Consider the following 16,375-nt stretch of genomic DNA (forward strand, 5'->3'; position numbering starts at 1 on the left):
AAAAACCCTACGACGCACGACAGGCGGGATCATGGCGACCGAGGAAAACACGGACCGCAAAGAAACGGGCCGCAAGGAAACGGACCGCAAGGAAGAAGCACACCACGGCGGACCTGACCGGATCGCCGCCCCCACAGCAATGCGCCACGCTGCGGGGCAACTTGCCCAGATGCTGCAATGCGAGCCCGCCTCGGTGTCGGCGCTCAAGGCCACCGATGACGGCTGGTCGGCGGATGTGGAAGTGGTGGAGATCGAAAGGGTTCCGGACACCGCGAGCGTCATGGCTTCCTACCGCGTTCATCTCGACGCACAGGGCCAACTCCTGGGATACGAGCGCACTCGCCGCTATGGGCGCGGCCAGATCGACCGATGATGCGGCCACCGCTCGGCCCGGCCACGACGTGACGGCCCCATGACCCACTCCAGTCAACTGGAAGGGACGATCGACCGTGACAGCCATTCAGCAATCCCACGCACCGACCAGCAGCGGCGGCAGCGGTTCGGGAAATCTCTACGACGTCCTTGAGCTGATTCTCGACCGGGGACTTGTGATTGACGCCTTTGTGCGGGTCTCCCTCGTCGGCATCGAAATTCTCAAGATTGACGTACGCGTCGTCGTCGCAAGCGTGGACACGTATCTGCGCTTTGCCGAGGCGTGCAACCGTCTGGACCTGGAATCGGGCCGCAAGGCACCGAGCCAGCTCACCGACCTGGTCGGTGAGGCAACCGAGAGCGGCGCCAAAGGAAAGTCGAAGGGCGCACTGACCGGCGCCGTTGAGGCATTCACCGAGTCCCTGCACAAGGGCCAGGAGGGATCCGAGGAGGAGGCCGCGGAAGAGCGTCCGGCGCGTAAATCCACCGGCTCCACCAGCCGTCGCACGGCCCGCCGTCGGGAGGACTGACCATGGCGACCTACCTCTACGCCGTCACCGGCGCGGAGCACCCCCTGCAGCTGTCCGGCGTCACCGGTGTCGGTGACCCGGCGGCACAGCTGCGCACCGTCAAGACGAAGGATCTGTGCGCGGTGGTCAGCGACGCACCGGACGGGCTGCGGGCCAAGCGCCGCGATGTGGCGGCCCACCAGAGCGTCCAGGAACGGCTGCTTGCCGATGGTGCCGTCCTCCCGATGCGCTTCGGGCTGGTCGGCCCCGACGACGCGCAGGTGATCTCCGCCCTGGAGGAACACCGCGACACCTACACCCAGCGCCTCAAGGAGATCGACGGCTGCCGCGAGTACCACCTCAAGGTCGCACGCGACGAGGACGACCTGCTGCGGGAGATAGTGCGGGAGTCCGCCGAGGTGCAGCAGCTCAACGACCGTACCCGGCAGAATCCGGACGCCTACGACGCCAAGGTGGCCCTGGGCGAGCTGATTTCGCAGGAGGTCGAGGCCCGCCACGACCGCGCCCGTACGGACATCGTGGCCCGGCTCGCTCCGGCTGCGGTGCGCACCGCGAACGTCGAACCGACGAAGCGCCACTTCCTCAATGTGTCGTTCCTCGTCGAACAGGAGAAGGCAGCGGCGTTCTCCGAGGCGGTCCACACGGAAGCCGGACAGCGCGGAGACGCCTACGCCTTCAGTCTGCACGGCCCGCTGCCGCCGTACAGCTTCGTCTGACGGGCGGGCGGAGATCCGTCATGGGCCTCATCACGCAGATCCTGACGCTGCCGGCCGCCCCGGTGCGGGGCACGGTCTGGGTCCTGGACCAAGTGCTGCTCACCGCGGAGCGCGAGTACTACGACCCGGAGCCGGTACGGGAGGAACTGGCCGTGCTGGAGCAGCAGTTGCTGGACGGAAGCATCACGAGCGAGGAGTTCGACTCCCGCGAGGACGAGCTCTTGGACCGGCTGGAGTGGCTGGAGGCCAACCAGCAACGACTACGTACCGACTCCTGATCACGGGGAGAACGAGGTGTACGAGAGATGATGAGCAACGCCAAGATAGGTGTGGCCCTCGTAGGGGGCTACCTGCTGGGGCGCACGAAGAAAGCCAAGATGGCCATCGGCCTGGGCATGTTCCTGGCCGGCAGAAAACTGAATCTGGACCCGCGCCAACTGGGCGCCTTGGTGGCCAACTCGCCGGTCCTCGGTCCCCTCAACGACCAGGTGCGCAAGGAACTGGTGGACGCCACGAAGTCAGCCGCCGGCGCCGCGCTCAACCAGCGGATGAACGGTCTAGCCGACTCCCTGCACGAGCGGACCCTGGCCCTCAACGAGGGCGGGGCGGACGGTACCGGGCGCGCGGCGGACGAGGCGGATCCGGAGCCCGAAGACGAGCCGCGGGACGAGCCGCGGGACGAGGCACGGAAGCCGGCCGCGAAGTCGGCCAAGAAGACGGCCACCACATCGGCCACGAAATCGGCATCGGCCGGGAAGCCGACCGCCACCGACCGTTCCTCCAAGGCACGGCGCTCGGCGTCGGGCGCGGCCAAGACTTCGTCAAAGGCCGCATCCTCCCGCGGACGCACCTCCACCGCCCCGGGGCGGAAGGCCGCCTCCGGTGCCCGTAACAAGGCCTCGAACAAGGCTTCCGGCGCGGCGCGCACGGCTGCCGGCCGTGGGGGCAGCAATGGCTGAGTCGACCTTCAGCAAGATCAAGGACGAGGTGACCAAGAGCCCGGCGGCCGACCAGCTCAAGGAGGAGCTGCAGCACTACCTCCAGGCACGGGCGGAACACGCCGTCACCAGCCTCGGCCACAAGCTGGGCGAGAGCGTCGGCAAGCTCGCCGAACCCGGCCAGGGCGCCGGTGGTCTGGTGAGCGGTCTGGCGAAGGGCGGCAAGGCTCTCGGCGAGGGCAAGCCGCCGCAGCAGGCAGCGCTGACCGCGGGCGCCTCGCACCTCAAGGACACCGTCAAGGACAAGGTGAAGAGCCTGTTCGGCAAGGGCCGCAAGGGCGGTGGCGGCAAGTCCAAGAGCGTGACGATCGTCGAGGACATCGATGTGGGTGTTCCCGTACGCGAGGCGTATGACCAATGGACGCAGTTCCAGGAGTTCAGCACCTTCGCCAAGGGCGTCGTCAGTGTCGACAAAGCCGATGACACCAGCAGCAACTGGAAGGTGAAGGTCGCCAAGTCGACCCGCAGTTGGCGGGCCAATGTCACCCAGCAGGTGCCCGACGAGCGGATCAGCTGGACCACCGAAGGCGCGAAGGGCACGGTCAAGGGTGTGGTGACGTTCCACCGCCTCACCGACAACCTGACCCGGGTGCTGCTGGTTCTCGAATACTTTCCCAAGGGGCTGTTCGAGAAGACCGGCAATATCTGGCGCGCCCAGGGCCGCCGGGCCCGGCTGGACCTCAAGCTCTACCGCAAATTCATCATGCTGCGCGGCGAGGCCACGGACGGCTGGCGCGGTGAGATCCAGGACGGCGAGGTCGTGGTCGAGCACGATGACGCCGTCGCGGCGGAGGAGGACCGGGAGGACACCGAACGCGGCTCCGACGAGGTGCGGCCCGGAGACGACGAGGCCGACGAGTCCGACGAGGCCGATGAGACCGATGCCGACGCTGAGGACGAAGACGAGGAAGAGGACGAGGAAGACGAGGACGAGGAAGACGAGGGCGAGGGAGACCCGGAGGACGCCTGGGACGCCGAGGAGGAGGGCGTGGACGACCCCGACGGTCTCGCGGAGGAAGCCGAAGGCGAAGTCGGCGACGAAGACGACGAAGACGACCTCGAAGAGCCCGTAGACGAGCACGATCACCGCGGGGAACCCCTCCACGAGGACGACGCCCCGGCGGACGATCGGGAACCGTACGACGAGGACGAGCCGTCGGCACCCCGCCGGGGCCGCCGTGCCGCCGTTGCCCGCTGACCCGTCCCGACCGCGACCACGACCGCGACCGCACAGACGAGGCTGATCATGTCCGATTCACTGGCCGGCCGTATGGGGCCTTCCTCCGGGCCGTCCCCGTACGGCCGGCAGGGGTCGTCCGCCAACCTGGCCGACATCCTGGAGCGCGTCCTCGACAAGGGCGTCGTCATCGCGGGCGACATCCAGATCAACCTGCTCGACATCGAGCTGCTGACCATCAAGCTCCGGCTGCTGGTCGCTTCCGTCGACAAGGCCAAGGAAATGGGCATCGACTGGTGGGAACACGACCCCTCCCTGTCGTCCCGCGCCCGCGCACCGCAGCAGGTTCCCGAGGGGCGCCCGCCGGCCGTCGCCGGTGACTCGCTGGCCGAGGAGAACCAGCAACTGCGCGCCGAACTCGCCGAACTGCGCGCGGCCGTCGGCTCCTCCGGGGGCCAGGTCCCCGGCGCGCACCAGGCAGACCGCAAGGAGGAGCAGTGAACCACCCCACGCAAGGAGCCGAGGAGACCGCCGCCTCGCCACTCCCTCACGAGCGGCCCACTGATCGGCCGGCTTATCGGCCTGCCGATCAGCCCGCCGATCAACCCACCGACCGGCCCGCTGATCAGCAAGAATCCGACCGCTCCCGGATGTCGTACGTCTACGCCATCGGCCGCGTCGGCACCGCCCTCGAAGTCTCGGCTCCTGGGCTGACCGGACTGCGGGACGGCCCCCTGCGAACGGTCACCGCCGGCCGCCTGACCGCCCTCGTCTCCTCCGTCCCGGCCGACGCCTTCAGCACGGAGGGCATGAAGGCGCAGCTGGAGGACCTGACGCAGCTGGAGAGGATCGCGCGGACACACCACGCCGTCGTCGAGGCCGCCTGGGCCGGCACCATGGTGCTGCCCATGCGCCTGGCCACGGTGTATCTGGACGATGCCAGGGTGCGGGCGATGCTGGACGAGCGCGGCGCCGAGTTCGACGCGCTGCTCGCCCGCCTCGAAGGCCATGCAGAGGTGGGGGTGAAGGTGTACGCGGACGCACGCGCAGCGGCCGCGGCCAAAGCTCCCGCGCCGCCCGACAGCATGGCCCCCGCTGCGTCCGCGGTCAGCCCCGGCCGGGCGTATTTGCAGCAGCGGCGGGCCCAGCAGCGCACGCATCGTGATGCCTACCGCGCGGCGGGAGCCGTCGCCGCCGACGTGCGGGTCCGGGTGGCCGACATGGCTCGGGACATGGTCGCGCACCGGCCGCAGCAGGGTGAACTGGCGGCCGGTGCGGGCGAGAACATCGCCAACGAGGCCTACCTGGTCCCCACGGACCGCATCGGGGAATTCCACCGGGCTTTGAAGGGTCTGGCCGATGGCGTCCCCGGCGTACGCGTCGAGATCACCGGTCCGTGGGCCCCGTACTCCTTCGCGACACCGCCCGCGGAAAGCGCACATCCATGAAGGGAACCGACCTTCATGAAGCCGCATTCACCGATGCCTCGCACATGACTTCCTCCCATGTGACGGACCACTCCGAGGAGGAATCTCTTGCCGGGCGGCAGATCGCTCTGATCGATCTCCTGGACCGTCTCCTGAACGGCGGTGCGGTCCTTACCGGAGATGTGGTGCTGTCCATTGCCGATGTGGATCTGGTCCATGTCAGCCTGCGAGCGGTGATTCGTTCGATCACGCCCGACAGTCCGGCACCGTGGTGAAGATCCGCGGCGCCGAAGACCCTACGAAGAAGACTCCAAGATGAAGACTCCATGAACCCGCTTGCCAGGCCCATCAGTTCGGCTCCCGCACCGCCCCCAGGAGAAATTGCCATGTGACGGAGGGATACGTACACCATGACGGATGAACCGGTTGATCCGGCCACGCCCGTGAAGCCCGCCTTCGCGGAGGTGGCGCAGGCGGCGGCACGGGCGTTCGACCTGGTGCCGGCCGGGCCCGGGGAGCACCGCCAGGGGCAGGACAGCGGCATCGCCCAGCGGCTGAAGACCGACCCGGAGACGGTCGAACGGGACCTCATCAAATTGGTGCTGACCATCGTGGAGCTCTTGCGGCAGCTCATGGAACGCACCGCACTTCACCGTGTCGACCAAGGCGATCTGAGCGAGGAGCAGGAAGAGAAAGTCGGGATGACGCTCATGATTCTCCAGGACCGTATGACGGAACTCTGTGCGCGCTACGGCCTGACGATGGCCGACCTCAATCTCGACCTCGGCCCCCTGGGGTCTCTGCTGCCTCCTCACGACGCCGCCTGATGTCACCTGATGCCGCCCGGCGTAGCCTGAACGATTTCGTCGACATCACCGAATCCCTGAGTCCGCCTGCTCTCACACGTATCACGCCATGTTTCCACGCGCTGTGAGCGGCAAGACGGGAGGAAAGGGCCGCAGAGCGCACCAGATTTCCTCTCGTTCCCGTGGTTTCTCCCTCAGCGCTCTCGCGGCTTACCGAAACGGAGGTGCAGGGAAATGGTTCCGCTGCTTCTGGTTCTGCTGCTCGCATTGCTTCTCTTCGGCGCGGGATTCGCGTTGAAGGCACTGTGGATCGTCGCCGTGGTCGTGCTGGCGTTCTGGCTGCTCGGGTTCCTGATGCGGTCGGCCGACGCCGGTGGCCGGCGCGGCCGCTGGTACCGCTGGTAGAACGGGGGAGCCGGCACCGCCGGCAGACCCGGGCCCCACGCCCCCAACATCCCTCCCCGGCGGGCCGATCCCCTTCGGCCCGCCGGGGAACGGTATTTCCTGACGGCCTTTGCAATTGCCTGACGACCATTGCAACTGATGGCCCGTCACCTTACTCTTCCGGCACATCCCCACCGCACCGGGGCGCTCGTACGGTCTCACCCCTACGATCCGTGCGCGGTGCAGCGGGGCCGGCGCGCCGCGCGCCGGAGGGACAGCCATGTCCGACGACAGCGCTCGAAGAGCTTCCTTCACCCGCCGCAGGCTGCTGACCGGGGCCGCCGCCGCGGGACTGGCCGCGGCAACCGGGCTGCAGCCCGCTCACCGCATCCCCATGGGCAGCGCCGCGACCACCCTCGCCCCTCCGCCCGACTTTCCAGCGGACATCCCGCTCTCCCAGCAGGCCTTCCGGAACTGGTCGCTGGAGATCGTCGTCGAGGGCGTATGGACGGCCTCCGCCCGCACCCCCGACGACGTGGTCACCCTCGCCAACTGGGCGCATCAGCACGGCTACCGGCTACGGGCCCGCGGCAAGGGCCACACCTGGTCGCCGCTGGTGGTACCCGCCGGGGCCGACACCAACCGGACGGTCATCGTCGACACCACCTCCCACCTCACCGCGGTCAGCGTGCGCGGCGGCGGCCCGGGCAGCGTCACCGCGCAGACGGGGGCGACGCTCGACACCATCCTCGCCCGCCTGGAGGAGGCGGGGCTCGGCCTCGCCACCACCACCGCGCCCGGCGACCTCACCATCGGCGGGGTGCTCGCCATCGGCGGCCACGGCACGGGGCTGCCCACCGCCACCGAACAGCCACCCGCCGGCTCCGGCTTCGGCACGCTGAGCTCCCTGGTCACCTCCCTCACCGCTGTGGTGTGGAGCGCGGCGGAGGGCCGCTATGTGCTCAAGACCTTCACCCGCTCCGACCCCGACATCCGCGCCTTCCTCGTCCATCTGGGCCGCGCCTTCCTCACCGAGGTGACGATGACCGCGGCGGCCAACACGCGGCTGCGCTGCCAGAACTGGTTCGATGTGAACGTGGGCACGGTCTTCGGCCCGCCCGGTACGGGCGGCCGCACCCTCGGCTCCTACCTGGACCGCACCGGGCGCATCGAGGCGATCTGGTTCCCGTTCACCGATGTGCCGTGGCTGAAGGTGTGGAGCCTGGCGCCGGGCAAGCCGCTGCTCGCCAAGCAGATCGACGCCCCGTACGCCTACACCTTCGCCAACCGTGTCACCGAGGAGATGTCGGGGCTGCTCGGGGAGATCGCCGCGGGCGGGGGCGACAAGACGCCTGCCTTCACCAAGCTCGCCATGTCCATCGTCGGATCGGGGCTGATCGTCACCGGTACCTGGGACGTCTGGGGCTGGTCGAAGAACAGCCTGCTCTACGTCGAACCGACCACGCTGCGGATCGTCGAAGCGGGGTGGGCGGTGCTGACCTCCCGGGCGAATGTGCAGCGGGTGGTGGGGGACTTCTACGCCCGCTACCAGAGCGTGCTGACCGCCCATCAAAACCGCGGTTCCTACCCGGTCAACGGTCCGATCGAACTGCGCATCACCGGTACGGACCCCCTGGACGGTCCTCTTCTGTCCCCGGCACGGGCGCGCGCCGGCCATCCCGAGTGGGACACCGTGGTGTGGCTCGACTTCGCCACCTATCCCGGCACGCCCGGCGCCGGGCCCTTCTTCCACGAGCTGGAGCAGTGGATCTGGCAGACCTACACCGGTTCGTATGCGTCCGTACGTCCCGAGTGGTCCAAGGGCTGGGCCTATACGGACAGCGGGCCGTGGACGGACCCCGCCACACTGGGCGGCACCGTGCCGGCCGCGTTCGAGGACTGGCGCACCGCCCGGGACATCCTCAACTCCTACGACCCGGCACGGGTGTTCTCGAACACCTTCCTCGACACGCTGCTGCCCTGAGCGGCCCCTGCCCCCTGCGCGTCACGCCACCTCGCGCCCCGCGCCCGTCCGGCTCCGTCGGCCACCCTGGGCCTATGGCCGAGGACGGCCGGCGGAGCCACGGCCGCTCCCCTGTGCGGGACGGAGCGTGAGCGTGCCCTCGGGGGCGGAGGCGACGCAGGGGTGGAAGCCGGAACTGATCCGGTCGAGCAGCTGACGCAGCCACCGGGTGTCCTGGTGCGAGGCGTGCCGCAGCCGCATGCGCCAGGCCTGCAGCGGGGTGATCCGCACGTCGTGGAGTCCGCCGGTGTCCGGGTCCACCGAGACGAGGTAGAGCAGCCGCAGGTCGTCCCGGTACTGCTCGTAGCCGGTGATGCCCTCGTAGTCATCGATGAAGTCGCCGCACCCGTGGATCACCAGCTTCCCCCGGTACACGTCCAGGGCGCGGGGGTGGTGCGAGGAGTGACCGTGGACGAGATCCACGCCGCCGTCGATCAGGGTACGGGCGAACGCGGCCTCGTCACGGGGCACGTGGTAGCCCCAGTTGGCGCCCCAGTGGACGGACGCCACGGCGATGTCGCCCGGCCGCTTCCGCTGTCGCACCCGGTCGGTGATCGCGGTCGCGGCGACGGACGAGGGCCTGGCCACGAAGGCGACCCCGGCGCGGTCCGGGGCCGCGGCCCATGGCCGGGGGATGCCGCTGGACGGCATTCCGAAGGAGAAGACCAGGAGGCGGCGGCCGCCTTCGAGCGGGACGCTGGCCGGCCGGTCCGCCGCGTCGGCGTCCGCTCCCGCCCCGGCCGTCCGCAGCCCCGCCCCCGCCAGAGCGTCGAGGGTGTCCGCAAGCCCTTGGTGGCCGAAGTCCAGGACGTGGTTGTTGGCCAATACGCAGACGTCGGGGCGGGCGGCGGTGAGGCACGGAACGTTCGCGGGGCTCATCCGGTAGTGGATCTCCTTGCCGCCGGCGAAGTCGCCGCGCTGGGTGATGCTGGTTTCCAAGTTGAGGACCCGGGCGGCGGGCGCGGCCTCATCGAGCACCCTCAGGGCCTCTCCCCACGGCCAGGAGAAGTCGACCGGACGGTCGATGGGACCGTTCGCCGCCTCCGCCAGCTCGACATAGACCCGGGCATCCCGCACGTAGCCCTCCCGCAGCGCAGGGTCCCCCGGGTGCGGAAGGATCTGGTCGACGCCCCGGCCGAGCATGACATCGCCGCAGAAAAACAGCGTGAGCACGTCACTGCCCATTCCCCCAGGTTAGAACCGTTCGGCGGCGGTTTCCCGTCGCGGCGGCCCACGCTGGGCGCCGGGCCCCCGGGGACGGGTGGATCAGTACACGTACGACGCCTGGCACCTTCCTGACCGGCGAAGCCGCCGTAGCTGGGGCGGAAGTCGACAGTTGCCTGCTCAGGGCGGGCATCGAGGCGATCAAGGCGTGCCCGAGCGCTCCGCCCGGCGGGAACCTCCCTCGATGAGCGCGGCTACGCCCTCGAGCATGGAGCCGAGGCCGATCTCGAACAGTTCATCGAGGTCCAGGTCGTAGCCGTTCTCTCCGACGGCTTCGATGACCCGGGTGAACGTCGGATAGTCGCCGGACGCGGTGATCGCCGCCAGGGCAGGGGCCTGGGTGTCCAGCCACTGGTCTTCCGACAGGCCCGTGACGCTTGCGGCTTGCGCTTCTCGTTCCAGCTGGACCGCGATGCCCTGCACATGGCTGTAGAGGAGGGCGTTCAGATTGAGCATGGTCGTCGGGTCGAGGCCGTGACCGTCGAGGGCCTTGAGCATCCATTCGGAATAGGCCATCAGATGGGGCAGTATCAGCGGGCGGGTCAGCGGACCGATCTGTGCCAGCCAGGGATGTGCACGGTGCAGGGTCCAGAGCGATCGGGCGCCCCACTCCAGCCGGGCCCTCCAGTGGGCGGGCGCTCCAGGGGGGAAGCAGAGCTCCCCGAGAACGGCATCGGCCATGAGGAGCACGAGGTCGTCCTTGCTGTTCACGTGGCGGTACGGCGACATGGTGGCGGCGTGCAGTCGCGCCGCGACGCTCCGCATGGACACCGCAGCCAACCCTTCGGCGTCGGCGATCTCGATGGCGGTGCGCACGATCCGTTCACGAGTCAGCTCACGCTCCCCGTCCGGGGCGGTACGGGGGCGAGCGGCGACGGGGCGCCGGTGAGGAGCCGCCACCACGGTGCCCACGCGCGGCTTTGCCCGTACCAGCCCCTCTTGGCGCAGTGCGGTGAGCGCCTTCGTGGCGGTGGCCAGTGCGACATTCCACTCCCTCGCGATCTGACGCGTCGAGGGAACCCGGTCGCCGGGAGCGAGTTCACCGTCGGTGATGCGTCGCCGGATCTGGGCGGCGACGCGCAGATAGGGCGGGACGGGTTGTGCGGCCACCTGTCTCCTCATTTCTTTCCGCAATATCTCCCTGTACTAGTACACAGACTAGCAGGGAAGACCACGCCAAATGCCTTGTTGACCTAGTACAGGGGCACCAAATGGACACTTGGCACACCTGCGCGTACGGCGTACATTCAGTCGCGTACACCGTACGAAGGGGTTTCTGTGAAGACCGTGCTCATCTCCGGCGCGAGTGTCGCCGGACTTACCACCGCCTACTGGCTGCGGCGCCGTGGCTACGCACCGACCGTCGTCGAACGCGCTCCCGGCATACGCCCGGGAGGCCAGGCGATCGACGTCCGCGGCGTTGCGCTCGGCGTCCTGGACCGGATGGGCCTCTTGGCCGAGGCGCGGCACGCACGCACCCGCATGCGGGGGATGTCGATGCATGACGGCGACGGCCACGAGCTCTGGCGCTCCACCGAGATGACGTTCAGCAGCGGCCGGCTCGACAGTGACGACATCGAGCTGTTGCGGGATGACCTCACTCAACTCCTGTACCGGCACACCCTGGATGGCGTCGAATACGTCTTCAACGACTCCCTGGTCACCCTCGACCAGGGCCCGCACGGCGTCAACGCCGGCTTCGAAAGCGGTCGGCACCGGACCTTCGACCTCGTGGTCGGGGCGGACGGCCTCCATTCGAAGGTACGGCAGCTGGCCTTCGGCGAGGAGCGTCAGTTCATCCGCCACCTCGGCCCGCACCTGGCCGTCTTCAGCACGGACAACTTCTTGCACCTCGACAACTGGCAGGTGTGGCTCCAGGACGACACCGCCAGCTACTGCGTCTACCCGGTACGCGACAACACCGAGATCAGGGCCACGCTCGGCTTCCTGTCGGAGCCCCTCGGCCATGACCACCGTGACACCGAGCGGCAGAAGTCACTCCTCGCCGAGCGGATGGCGCACCTGGGAGGCGACACCCCGAGGCTCCTGGAGGCCATGTGGGACGCGTCCGAGTTCTACTTCGACGCGATGGCCCAGATCCACATGGACCGCTGGTCGGATTGCCGGACCGTGCTGATCGGTGACGCGGGCTACTGCCCGTCGCCCTTGTCCGGGCAGGGCACCAGTCTGGCCCTGGCAGGTGCCTATGTGCTGGCCGATGAACTCGACAGGGCAGACGGCGACCACCGCACCGCCTTTCCGCGATACGAGGAGCGCCTGCGTCCATTCGTCGAGCTCAACCAGGCACTCGCCACGGAGAATTCCGGCGGTATGGCGTCCGAGGAGTCCTTGGAACGAGCCAAGAACGCGCTCTCCCTCGATCGCTGACCGACGGGTCCAGGTGCGTCTGCCACGGGTGGCCGGGGCTGGTACGGACGAGTCGGCCGGTCACGGTGGCAGTGGGCCCGCCGGTGGCGAGGAAGCCCTTCCGGCGTCCTCCCGAGGACGGGTCCGGCGGCCACCGGGGCGGCGCACCTGCGCCGGGACGTGCCCGCGGGCTCGTGAGACTTCTGAGAAGCCTGACCGTTCCGGTCGTTGTGGGGGCGGCCCGTGGTGCGGGCCCCTGGTCCTCGCCCCGTCGGACGCCGCCCGCCTGGCCGGCCGGCGGCCCGCAACTCTCCCACCGGGCGCCGGTGGCCTGGCCCTTCGGGCTCCCCTGACGTCCGTCCACTCCGCACTCCCTTGCTAGCCGGACGTTAGCGGAGCGGCAGCCTTGCGCTAGTGGTCCCGACCAGAGTGGGTGACGTACCGAGGAGACAACGACACCGACCGTCCTGGGGGGGGACCCGTCATGAGCTCCAGCACCACTGTGCCCACCGCCCGCCGCCGCACGCTGCGCCTTGCCGCCGCGGCCCTGACCGCGGCCGCCGGTCTCACCCTGACCGCCTGCTCCGGCGCGGACGCCACCGGTGCGAAGCCCGCGGGCCGCACGGACGCGGGCGCGGCCGCCGTCGAGTCCAGCGGCGCGGGCTCCTCCGCCGGAGCGCAGGACTCCGATGCCCAGGCGGGCTCCGGTGCCAAGGCCGACACCAAGGCGGGCGGTACGGGCAAGAAGTCGGGCGGCGCGCACGCCGGGGGCGGCGGCGGGGCGGCCTCGGGCGTCCAGCGCTGCCACACCTCCGGCCTGACGGCGGCATTCGCCACGGGCGAAGACGCGGCCCCGGACCCGAACGCGAGCGGCGGGACGACCACCAGCATCGTCCTGACCAACAAGGGCAGCAGCGCCTGCAAGATCGGCGGCTTCCCCGGCGTGGACCTCAAGTCCGAGAACGGCGGCGAGCGCTGGTCGCTGGCCCGCTCGTCGAAGAAGTTCAGCTCGATCACCCTGCAGCCCGGGGACAGCACCGACTTCACGCTCAACCTCGCCATGACCAAGGAAGAGACCGGCTTCTACCAGCCCGCCTTCGCCGACGTCACCCCGCCCAACGAGACCACCTCGCTGACCGTGAAGTGGCCCTGGGGCACCCTCGTCGACCAGCGGAGCGCCACCCACCCGGGCACCTTCGTCAACCCCATCGGCTGACCACCTCGGCACCGCCCTGGACATGAGCCCGGAACCTCTCTGAGCCGGACCAGCTCAGAGCGTCAAGGATGAGCAAGGAGATCACCATGAAGTCGTGGCGTACTCGAATCGGTGTCGGACTCGCGGTGGGTGCCGCAGCCGTCGCCATCCCCCTGACCGCCACCACCGCCTCCGCCGCCCCGCCCCCGGCGACGGCTGGGTCCCCGTCGGTGGCGAGAAGTACCCCTCGAAGGCAGCGTGCGAAGCCACGGAACTCCCGTATGCACAGGCGAACGGGTACCACGAGGTGTGGTGCGACGACAGCAAGGAAATCATGCCCATCTTCAACCGCTGACGCTCTCCGCCCGGCGGGGGCTCGTCCTGCCGACACAGAGCCAAGAAAGTCCGCTGCCCCGGTGTGTGACGCCGGGGCAGCGGGCCTTCCGCTTCGCAGACCCGCTCGCCCGAGCCCAGTGCGGCGGCCCGGCCGCGCACCTGGGCTCGGCGGGGATCGGTCACTCACTTCCGCCAGGACGCTACAGCCACCCGCGCTCGCGTGCCGTGTGCGCCGCTTCGAAGCGGTTGCCGGTGTCCGTCTTCCGGATCGCCGAGGAGAGGTAGTTGCGCACCGTCTTCTCGGAGAGGTGCACCCGCGCCGCGATGGCGGGGATCGACGCCCCGTCGATCGCCGTTGCCAGCACCTCCTGTTCGCGGCGGGTGAGCGGGTTGGGCCCGGCCCGCAGCGCCGCGGCGGCCAGTGCGGGGTCCATCACCGTCTCCCCGGACATCACCTGACGGATCGCCACCGCCAGCTCGTCCACCGGCCTGTTCTTCCCGATGAAACCGCTGGCCCCCGCCGCGAGCGCGCGCTGCAGATGGCCCGGCCGGTCGAAGACCGTGAAGATCAGGATCTTCGTTTGGGGCAGTTCGGCGTGCAGGGCCGCGGCGGCGTCCAGTCCGCTGCCCCCGGGCATCTCGATGTCGAGCAGGCACAGGTCCGGCCGCAGTCGGTGCGCGGCGGAGACGGCCCCCGGCCCGTCCTCAACCTGGCCGACCACCGTGATGTCAGGCTCCAGGCCGAGCAGGGTCGCGAGGGCGCCGCGCACCATGGCCTGGTCCTCGGCGAGGAGGACTCTTACGCATCTTGAGGAACGCTCGCCGGGCTCGTCAGTCATGCGGCAAGAGTAGACAGCACGAAGCTCCGGCCGGCTGGTCCGAGCAAGTCCCGCCCACTGCCCGCCTTCGCGGGTCGGCGCGTCCGGATCGCCGACCTCTTGTGCCACCAGCTCAGGTCGGGGCAAAGGGTATCGAGGGTCATTTGGACAGCAAGCGCCTTTGGCGCGCTGCCTGGGGTCTGCGCCACGCCAAGACCACGCTCGAACGTCGTGACTCAGCCCGCGAGTTCCTCGCTGCGCTCGCCGAATTGAGTGCCCAACTCCTTCAGATGCTCGCGCGGGTCCTGCTCGCGCTTCTCTCGCGGCTCCTGGGCCGTGCTGCCGCCGATGACGTACCCGCCTGGAAGCCCGTCCCGATCGATTCCACACCACAGATCGCGCCACCGAGGACCGAACCGCGCCCTCCCCGTGAACATCAACCGGGGCGTGCGTCACCGCAGCACGCCGGGGAGCGTCGTACTCGCTGCGTAGACAGCCCGCCGGCCCTGCAGGTCGGAAGGCTCAACCATCATGCTCACACTTCCGGAGAACGCCCCTTGGTGGGCGGTACTGGCTGTAGCCGTCATCTTCGGCGGACTCATGTTCTGGCGCAGCACATGGCCCCAGAACAGCCGGGACCGTCGCGCGCTCCTCGAAGGACGCCAACGTGACCGCGCCGAACACCGGAAGGAGCGCAACCAACGGCACCAACAAGGCCGTTGAAACCTCGCGGTCTCGGGGTCGCTCAACGCCGTACTGTCCAAGGATTCACTCTTCCTCGGCGAGGAGCACCCGGATCACGTCGTCTCCGGGGTATGCCCGGCCGCTGCGAGAGGGATGGCGGCCTGAAGCCGGAAGCCACCGCCCGGAGCGGCACCGGTGTGCAGCCGGCCGTCGAGGGCGGCGACCCGCTCGGCCAGCCCGGCCAGCCCGTTGCCGTCCGGCCCCGGACGAGAGCGCCGGAGGGACCGGGCGGGCCCTATGCCGTCGTCGAGCACCCGCAGAAGGGCGCGGCCGTCCTCGCTGCGGAGTACGACGCTGCAGTGGGCGGCCCGGGAGTGCCGGGCGACGTTGGTCAGGGCCTCGCGGGCGACCCAGCTCAGCGCCGTCTCCACCGCTTCGGGCAGTCGGCCGGCAGTGGCGTCCACCGTCACCGTGACGCCGGCGTCGGCCAGTGTCGTCCGGGCCTGATCGATGACCGCGGACAGGCTGAGCCGCCGGTAGCCGGTGACGGCCTCGCGCACCTGCTCCAGGCACTGACGCCCCATGTCCTCGATCTGCTGGAGCTCCGCCTCCACATCCGTCTCGCCCACCCGGTGGAGCCGCCGTGTCACTTCCGCACGCAGGGTGAGCTGGAGGAGGCTGTGGCCCAGTGTGTCGTGCATGTCCCGGGAGAAGCGCAGCCGCTCCTCGGTCACCGCGGCCCGCGCCAGTGCGCGCCGGGTGCGCCGGAGTTCGGCGTTGAGGTCGAGGATGCGGCGATAGGTCGTCATGGCCAGGCCGACCGCAATGGTCATCACCACGAGCGAGGTGGGGTCCGCTCCGGTCCGGCCCGCCACGAAAACGGCCAGCGCTGCCGAGGCCGCGAGCGCGGGGAGGGTCAGCCTGGCGGGTACGGCGACCGCGCCGGTCGCCGACAGATACGGCAGCAGGATGGTCCAGTCCTTGCCGAGCCACAGCGGGAGTGCCACGGACAGCGCCGTGAGCGGAACCAGCAAGGCGAGCCGGAACCGCCGGCCGAGCCGGGCGGAGTGGTAGGCCCAGGCGAGGATCACCTGGGAGGCCGCGAAGAGTCCCAGGGCGCAGGCGGCCGCCAGGACGGTGAGGAGCGGACGGTCCGATGCGGAGAGCGAATGGACCAGGCCGAACAGCGGAATGAGTCCGACCGTGGTGCCGACCACGGCGCCCCGGGAGGAGGCGGGCTCCCCCGTCCCGCCCACGTCCTTCGCACCCGGTCCGAAGCCCCGGCTCATGAAGTCCCCTCCCGCTGCGCCGCGCTCGG

18 protein-coding genes are annotated in these 16,375 nt (G+C 69.6%); 14 read left to right on the forward strand and 4 right to left on the reverse strand.

Features of this window, described 5'->3' with window-relative positions; genetic code table 11:
* Nucleotides 1–31 precede the first annotated feature (31 nt).
* The 12 genes from CFW40_RS02435 (at nucleotide 32) to CFW40_RS02490 (ending at nucleotide 8,394) form a co-directional block, all read left to right on the forward strand.
* On the forward strand, nucleotides 32–373 hold the full coding sequence (locus CFW40_RS02435; RefSeq protein ID WP_088796166.1) for a gas vesicle protein: 342 nt from the start codon (nucleotides 32–34) through the stop codon (nucleotides 371–373).
* Nucleotides 374–449: 76 nt separating this feature from the next.
* The gene (locus CFW40_RS02440) at nucleotides 450–902 is read left to right on the forward strand and encodes a gas vesicle structural protein GvpA (RefSeq protein WP_088796167.1); all 453 of its coding nucleotides are present in this window, start codon (nucleotides 450–452) and stop codon (nucleotides 900–902) included.
* Nucleotides 903–904: 2 nt separating this feature from the next.
* The gene (locus CFW40_RS02445) at nucleotides 905–1,618 is read left to right on the forward strand and encodes a GvpL/GvpF family gas vesicle protein (RefSeq protein ID WP_088796168.1); all 714 of its coding nucleotides are present in this window, start codon (nucleotides 905–907) and stop codon (nucleotides 1,616–1,618) included.
* A 20-nt stretch (nucleotides 1,619–1,638) separates the two neighbouring features.
* Nucleotides 1,639–1,896 carry a gas vesicle protein GvpG gene (locus CFW40_RS02450; protein WP_088796169.1) on the forward strand — a complete coding sequence of 86 codons (258 nt, stop codon included), beginning with the start codon at nucleotides 1,639–1,641 and terminating at the stop codon, nucleotides 1,894–1,896.
* Nucleotides 1,897–1,926: 30 nt separating this feature from the next.
* Nucleotides 1,927–2,577, forward strand: a complete 651-nt coding sequence (locus CFW40_RS02455; protein WP_176956596.1) for a hypothetical protein — start codon at nucleotides 1,927–1,929, stop codon at nucleotides 2,575–2,577.
* On the forward strand, nucleotides 2,570–3,814 hold the full coding sequence (locus CFW40_RS02460) for an SRPBCC family protein (RefSeq protein WP_088796170.1): 1,245 nt from the start codon (nucleotides 2,570–2,572) through the stop codon (nucleotides 3,812–3,814). The genes CFW40_RS02455 and CFW40_RS02460 overlap by 8 nt, the downstream gene beginning before the upstream one ends.
* Nucleotides 3,815–3,862: 48 nt before the next feature.
* Nucleotides 3,863–4,294: a gas vesicle protein gene (locus CFW40_RS02465; RefSeq protein WP_088796171.1), complete on the forward strand. Its 432-nt coding sequence runs from the start codon at nucleotides 3,863–3,865 to the stop codon at nucleotides 4,292–4,294.
* Nucleotides 4,295–4,443: 149 nt separating this feature from the next.
* Nucleotides 4,444–5,241 (forward strand): GvpL/GvpF family gas vesicle protein, encoded by a 798-nt coding sequence (locus CFW40_RS02470; RefSeq protein ID WP_088796172.1) that lies wholly within the window; start codon nucleotides 4,444–4,446, stop codon nucleotides 5,239–5,241.
* A 44-nt stretch (nucleotides 5,242–5,285) separates the two neighbouring features.
* Nucleotides 5,286–5,495: a gas vesicle protein gene (locus CFW40_RS02475; RefSeq protein WP_088801860.1), complete on the forward strand. Its 210-nt coding sequence runs from the start codon at nucleotides 5,286–5,288 to the stop codon at nucleotides 5,493–5,495.
* A 135-nt stretch (nucleotides 5,496–5,630) separates the two neighbouring features.
* On the forward strand, nucleotides 5,631–6,047 hold the full coding sequence (locus CFW40_RS02480) for a gas vesicle protein K (protein ID WP_088796173.1): 417 nt from the start codon (nucleotides 5,631–5,633) through the stop codon (nucleotides 6,045–6,047).
* Nucleotides 6,048–6,260: 213 nt separating this feature from the next.
* Nucleotides 6,261–6,431, forward strand: coding sequence for a hydrophobic protein (locus CFW40_RS02485; RefSeq protein WP_088796174.1), 171 nt, complete (start codon nucleotides 6,261–6,263; stop codon nucleotides 6,429–6,431).
* Between the two features lie 259 nt (nucleotides 6,432–6,690).
* Nucleotides 6,691–8,394, forward strand: coding sequence for a cholesterol oxidase substrate-binding domain-containing protein (locus CFW40_RS02490; protein WP_088796175.1), 1,704 nt, complete (start codon nucleotides 6,691–6,693; stop codon nucleotides 8,392–8,394).
* Nucleotides 8,395–8,466: 72 nt separating this feature from the next.
* On the opposite strand, the gene CFW40_RS02495 is transcribed toward CFW40_RS02490, so the two are convergent.
* The gene (locus CFW40_RS02495) at nucleotides 8,467–9,618 is read right to left on the reverse strand and encodes a CapA family protein (RefSeq protein WP_088796176.1); all 1,152 of its coding nucleotides are present in this window, start codon (nucleotides 9,616–9,618) and stop codon (nucleotides 8,467–8,469) included.
* Between the two features lie 180 nt (nucleotides 9,619–9,798).
* Nucleotides 9,799–10,779 (reverse strand): GntR family transcriptional regulator, encoded by a 981-nt coding sequence (locus tag CFW40_RS02500; RefSeq protein WP_088796177.1) that lies wholly within the window; start codon nucleotides 10,777–10,779, stop codon nucleotides 9,799–9,801.
* A 156-nt stretch (nucleotides 10,780–10,935) separates the two neighbouring features.
* On the opposite strand from CFW40_RS02500, the gene CFW40_RS02505 reads away from it, so the two are divergent.
* Both CFW40_RS02505 and CFW40_RS02510 read left to right on the forward strand, forming a co-directional pair.
* Nucleotides 10,936–12,045 carry an FAD-dependent monooxygenase gene (locus CFW40_RS02505; protein WP_088796178.1) on the forward strand — a complete coding sequence of 370 codons (1,110 nt, stop codon included), beginning with the start codon at nucleotides 10,936–10,938 and terminating at the stop codon, nucleotides 12,043–12,045.
* A gap of 463 nt (nucleotides 12,046–12,508) precedes the next feature.
* Entirely contained in the window at nucleotides 12,509–13,240 is a 732-nt protein-coding gene (locus tag CFW40_RS02510; protein ID WP_088796179.1) for a DUF4232 domain-containing protein, read from the forward strand.
* 515 nt (nucleotides 13,241–13,755) lie between these two features.
* On the opposite strand, the gene CFW40_RS02520 is transcribed toward CFW40_RS02510, so the two are convergent.
* The gene (locus CFW40_RS02520; protein WP_088796180.1) at nucleotides 13,756–14,394 is read right to left on the reverse strand and encodes a response regulator transcription factor; all 639 of its coding nucleotides are present in this window, start codon (nucleotides 14,392–14,394) and stop codon (nucleotides 13,756–13,758) included.
* Between the two features lie 776 nt (nucleotides 14,395–15,170).
* On the reverse strand, nucleotides 15,171–16,346 hold the full coding sequence (locus tag CFW40_RS02530; RefSeq protein WP_088796182.1) for a sensor histidine kinase: 1,176 nt from the start codon (nucleotides 16,344–16,346) through the stop codon (nucleotides 15,171–15,173).
* Nucleotides 16,347–16,375: the final 29 nt, after the last annotated feature.

The organism is Streptomyces sp. 2114.4 (genome assembly GCF_900187385.1).
Taxonomy (GTDB): domain Bacteria; phylum Actinomycetota; class Actinomycetes; order Streptomycetales; family Streptomycetaceae; genus Streptomyces; species Streptomyces mooreae.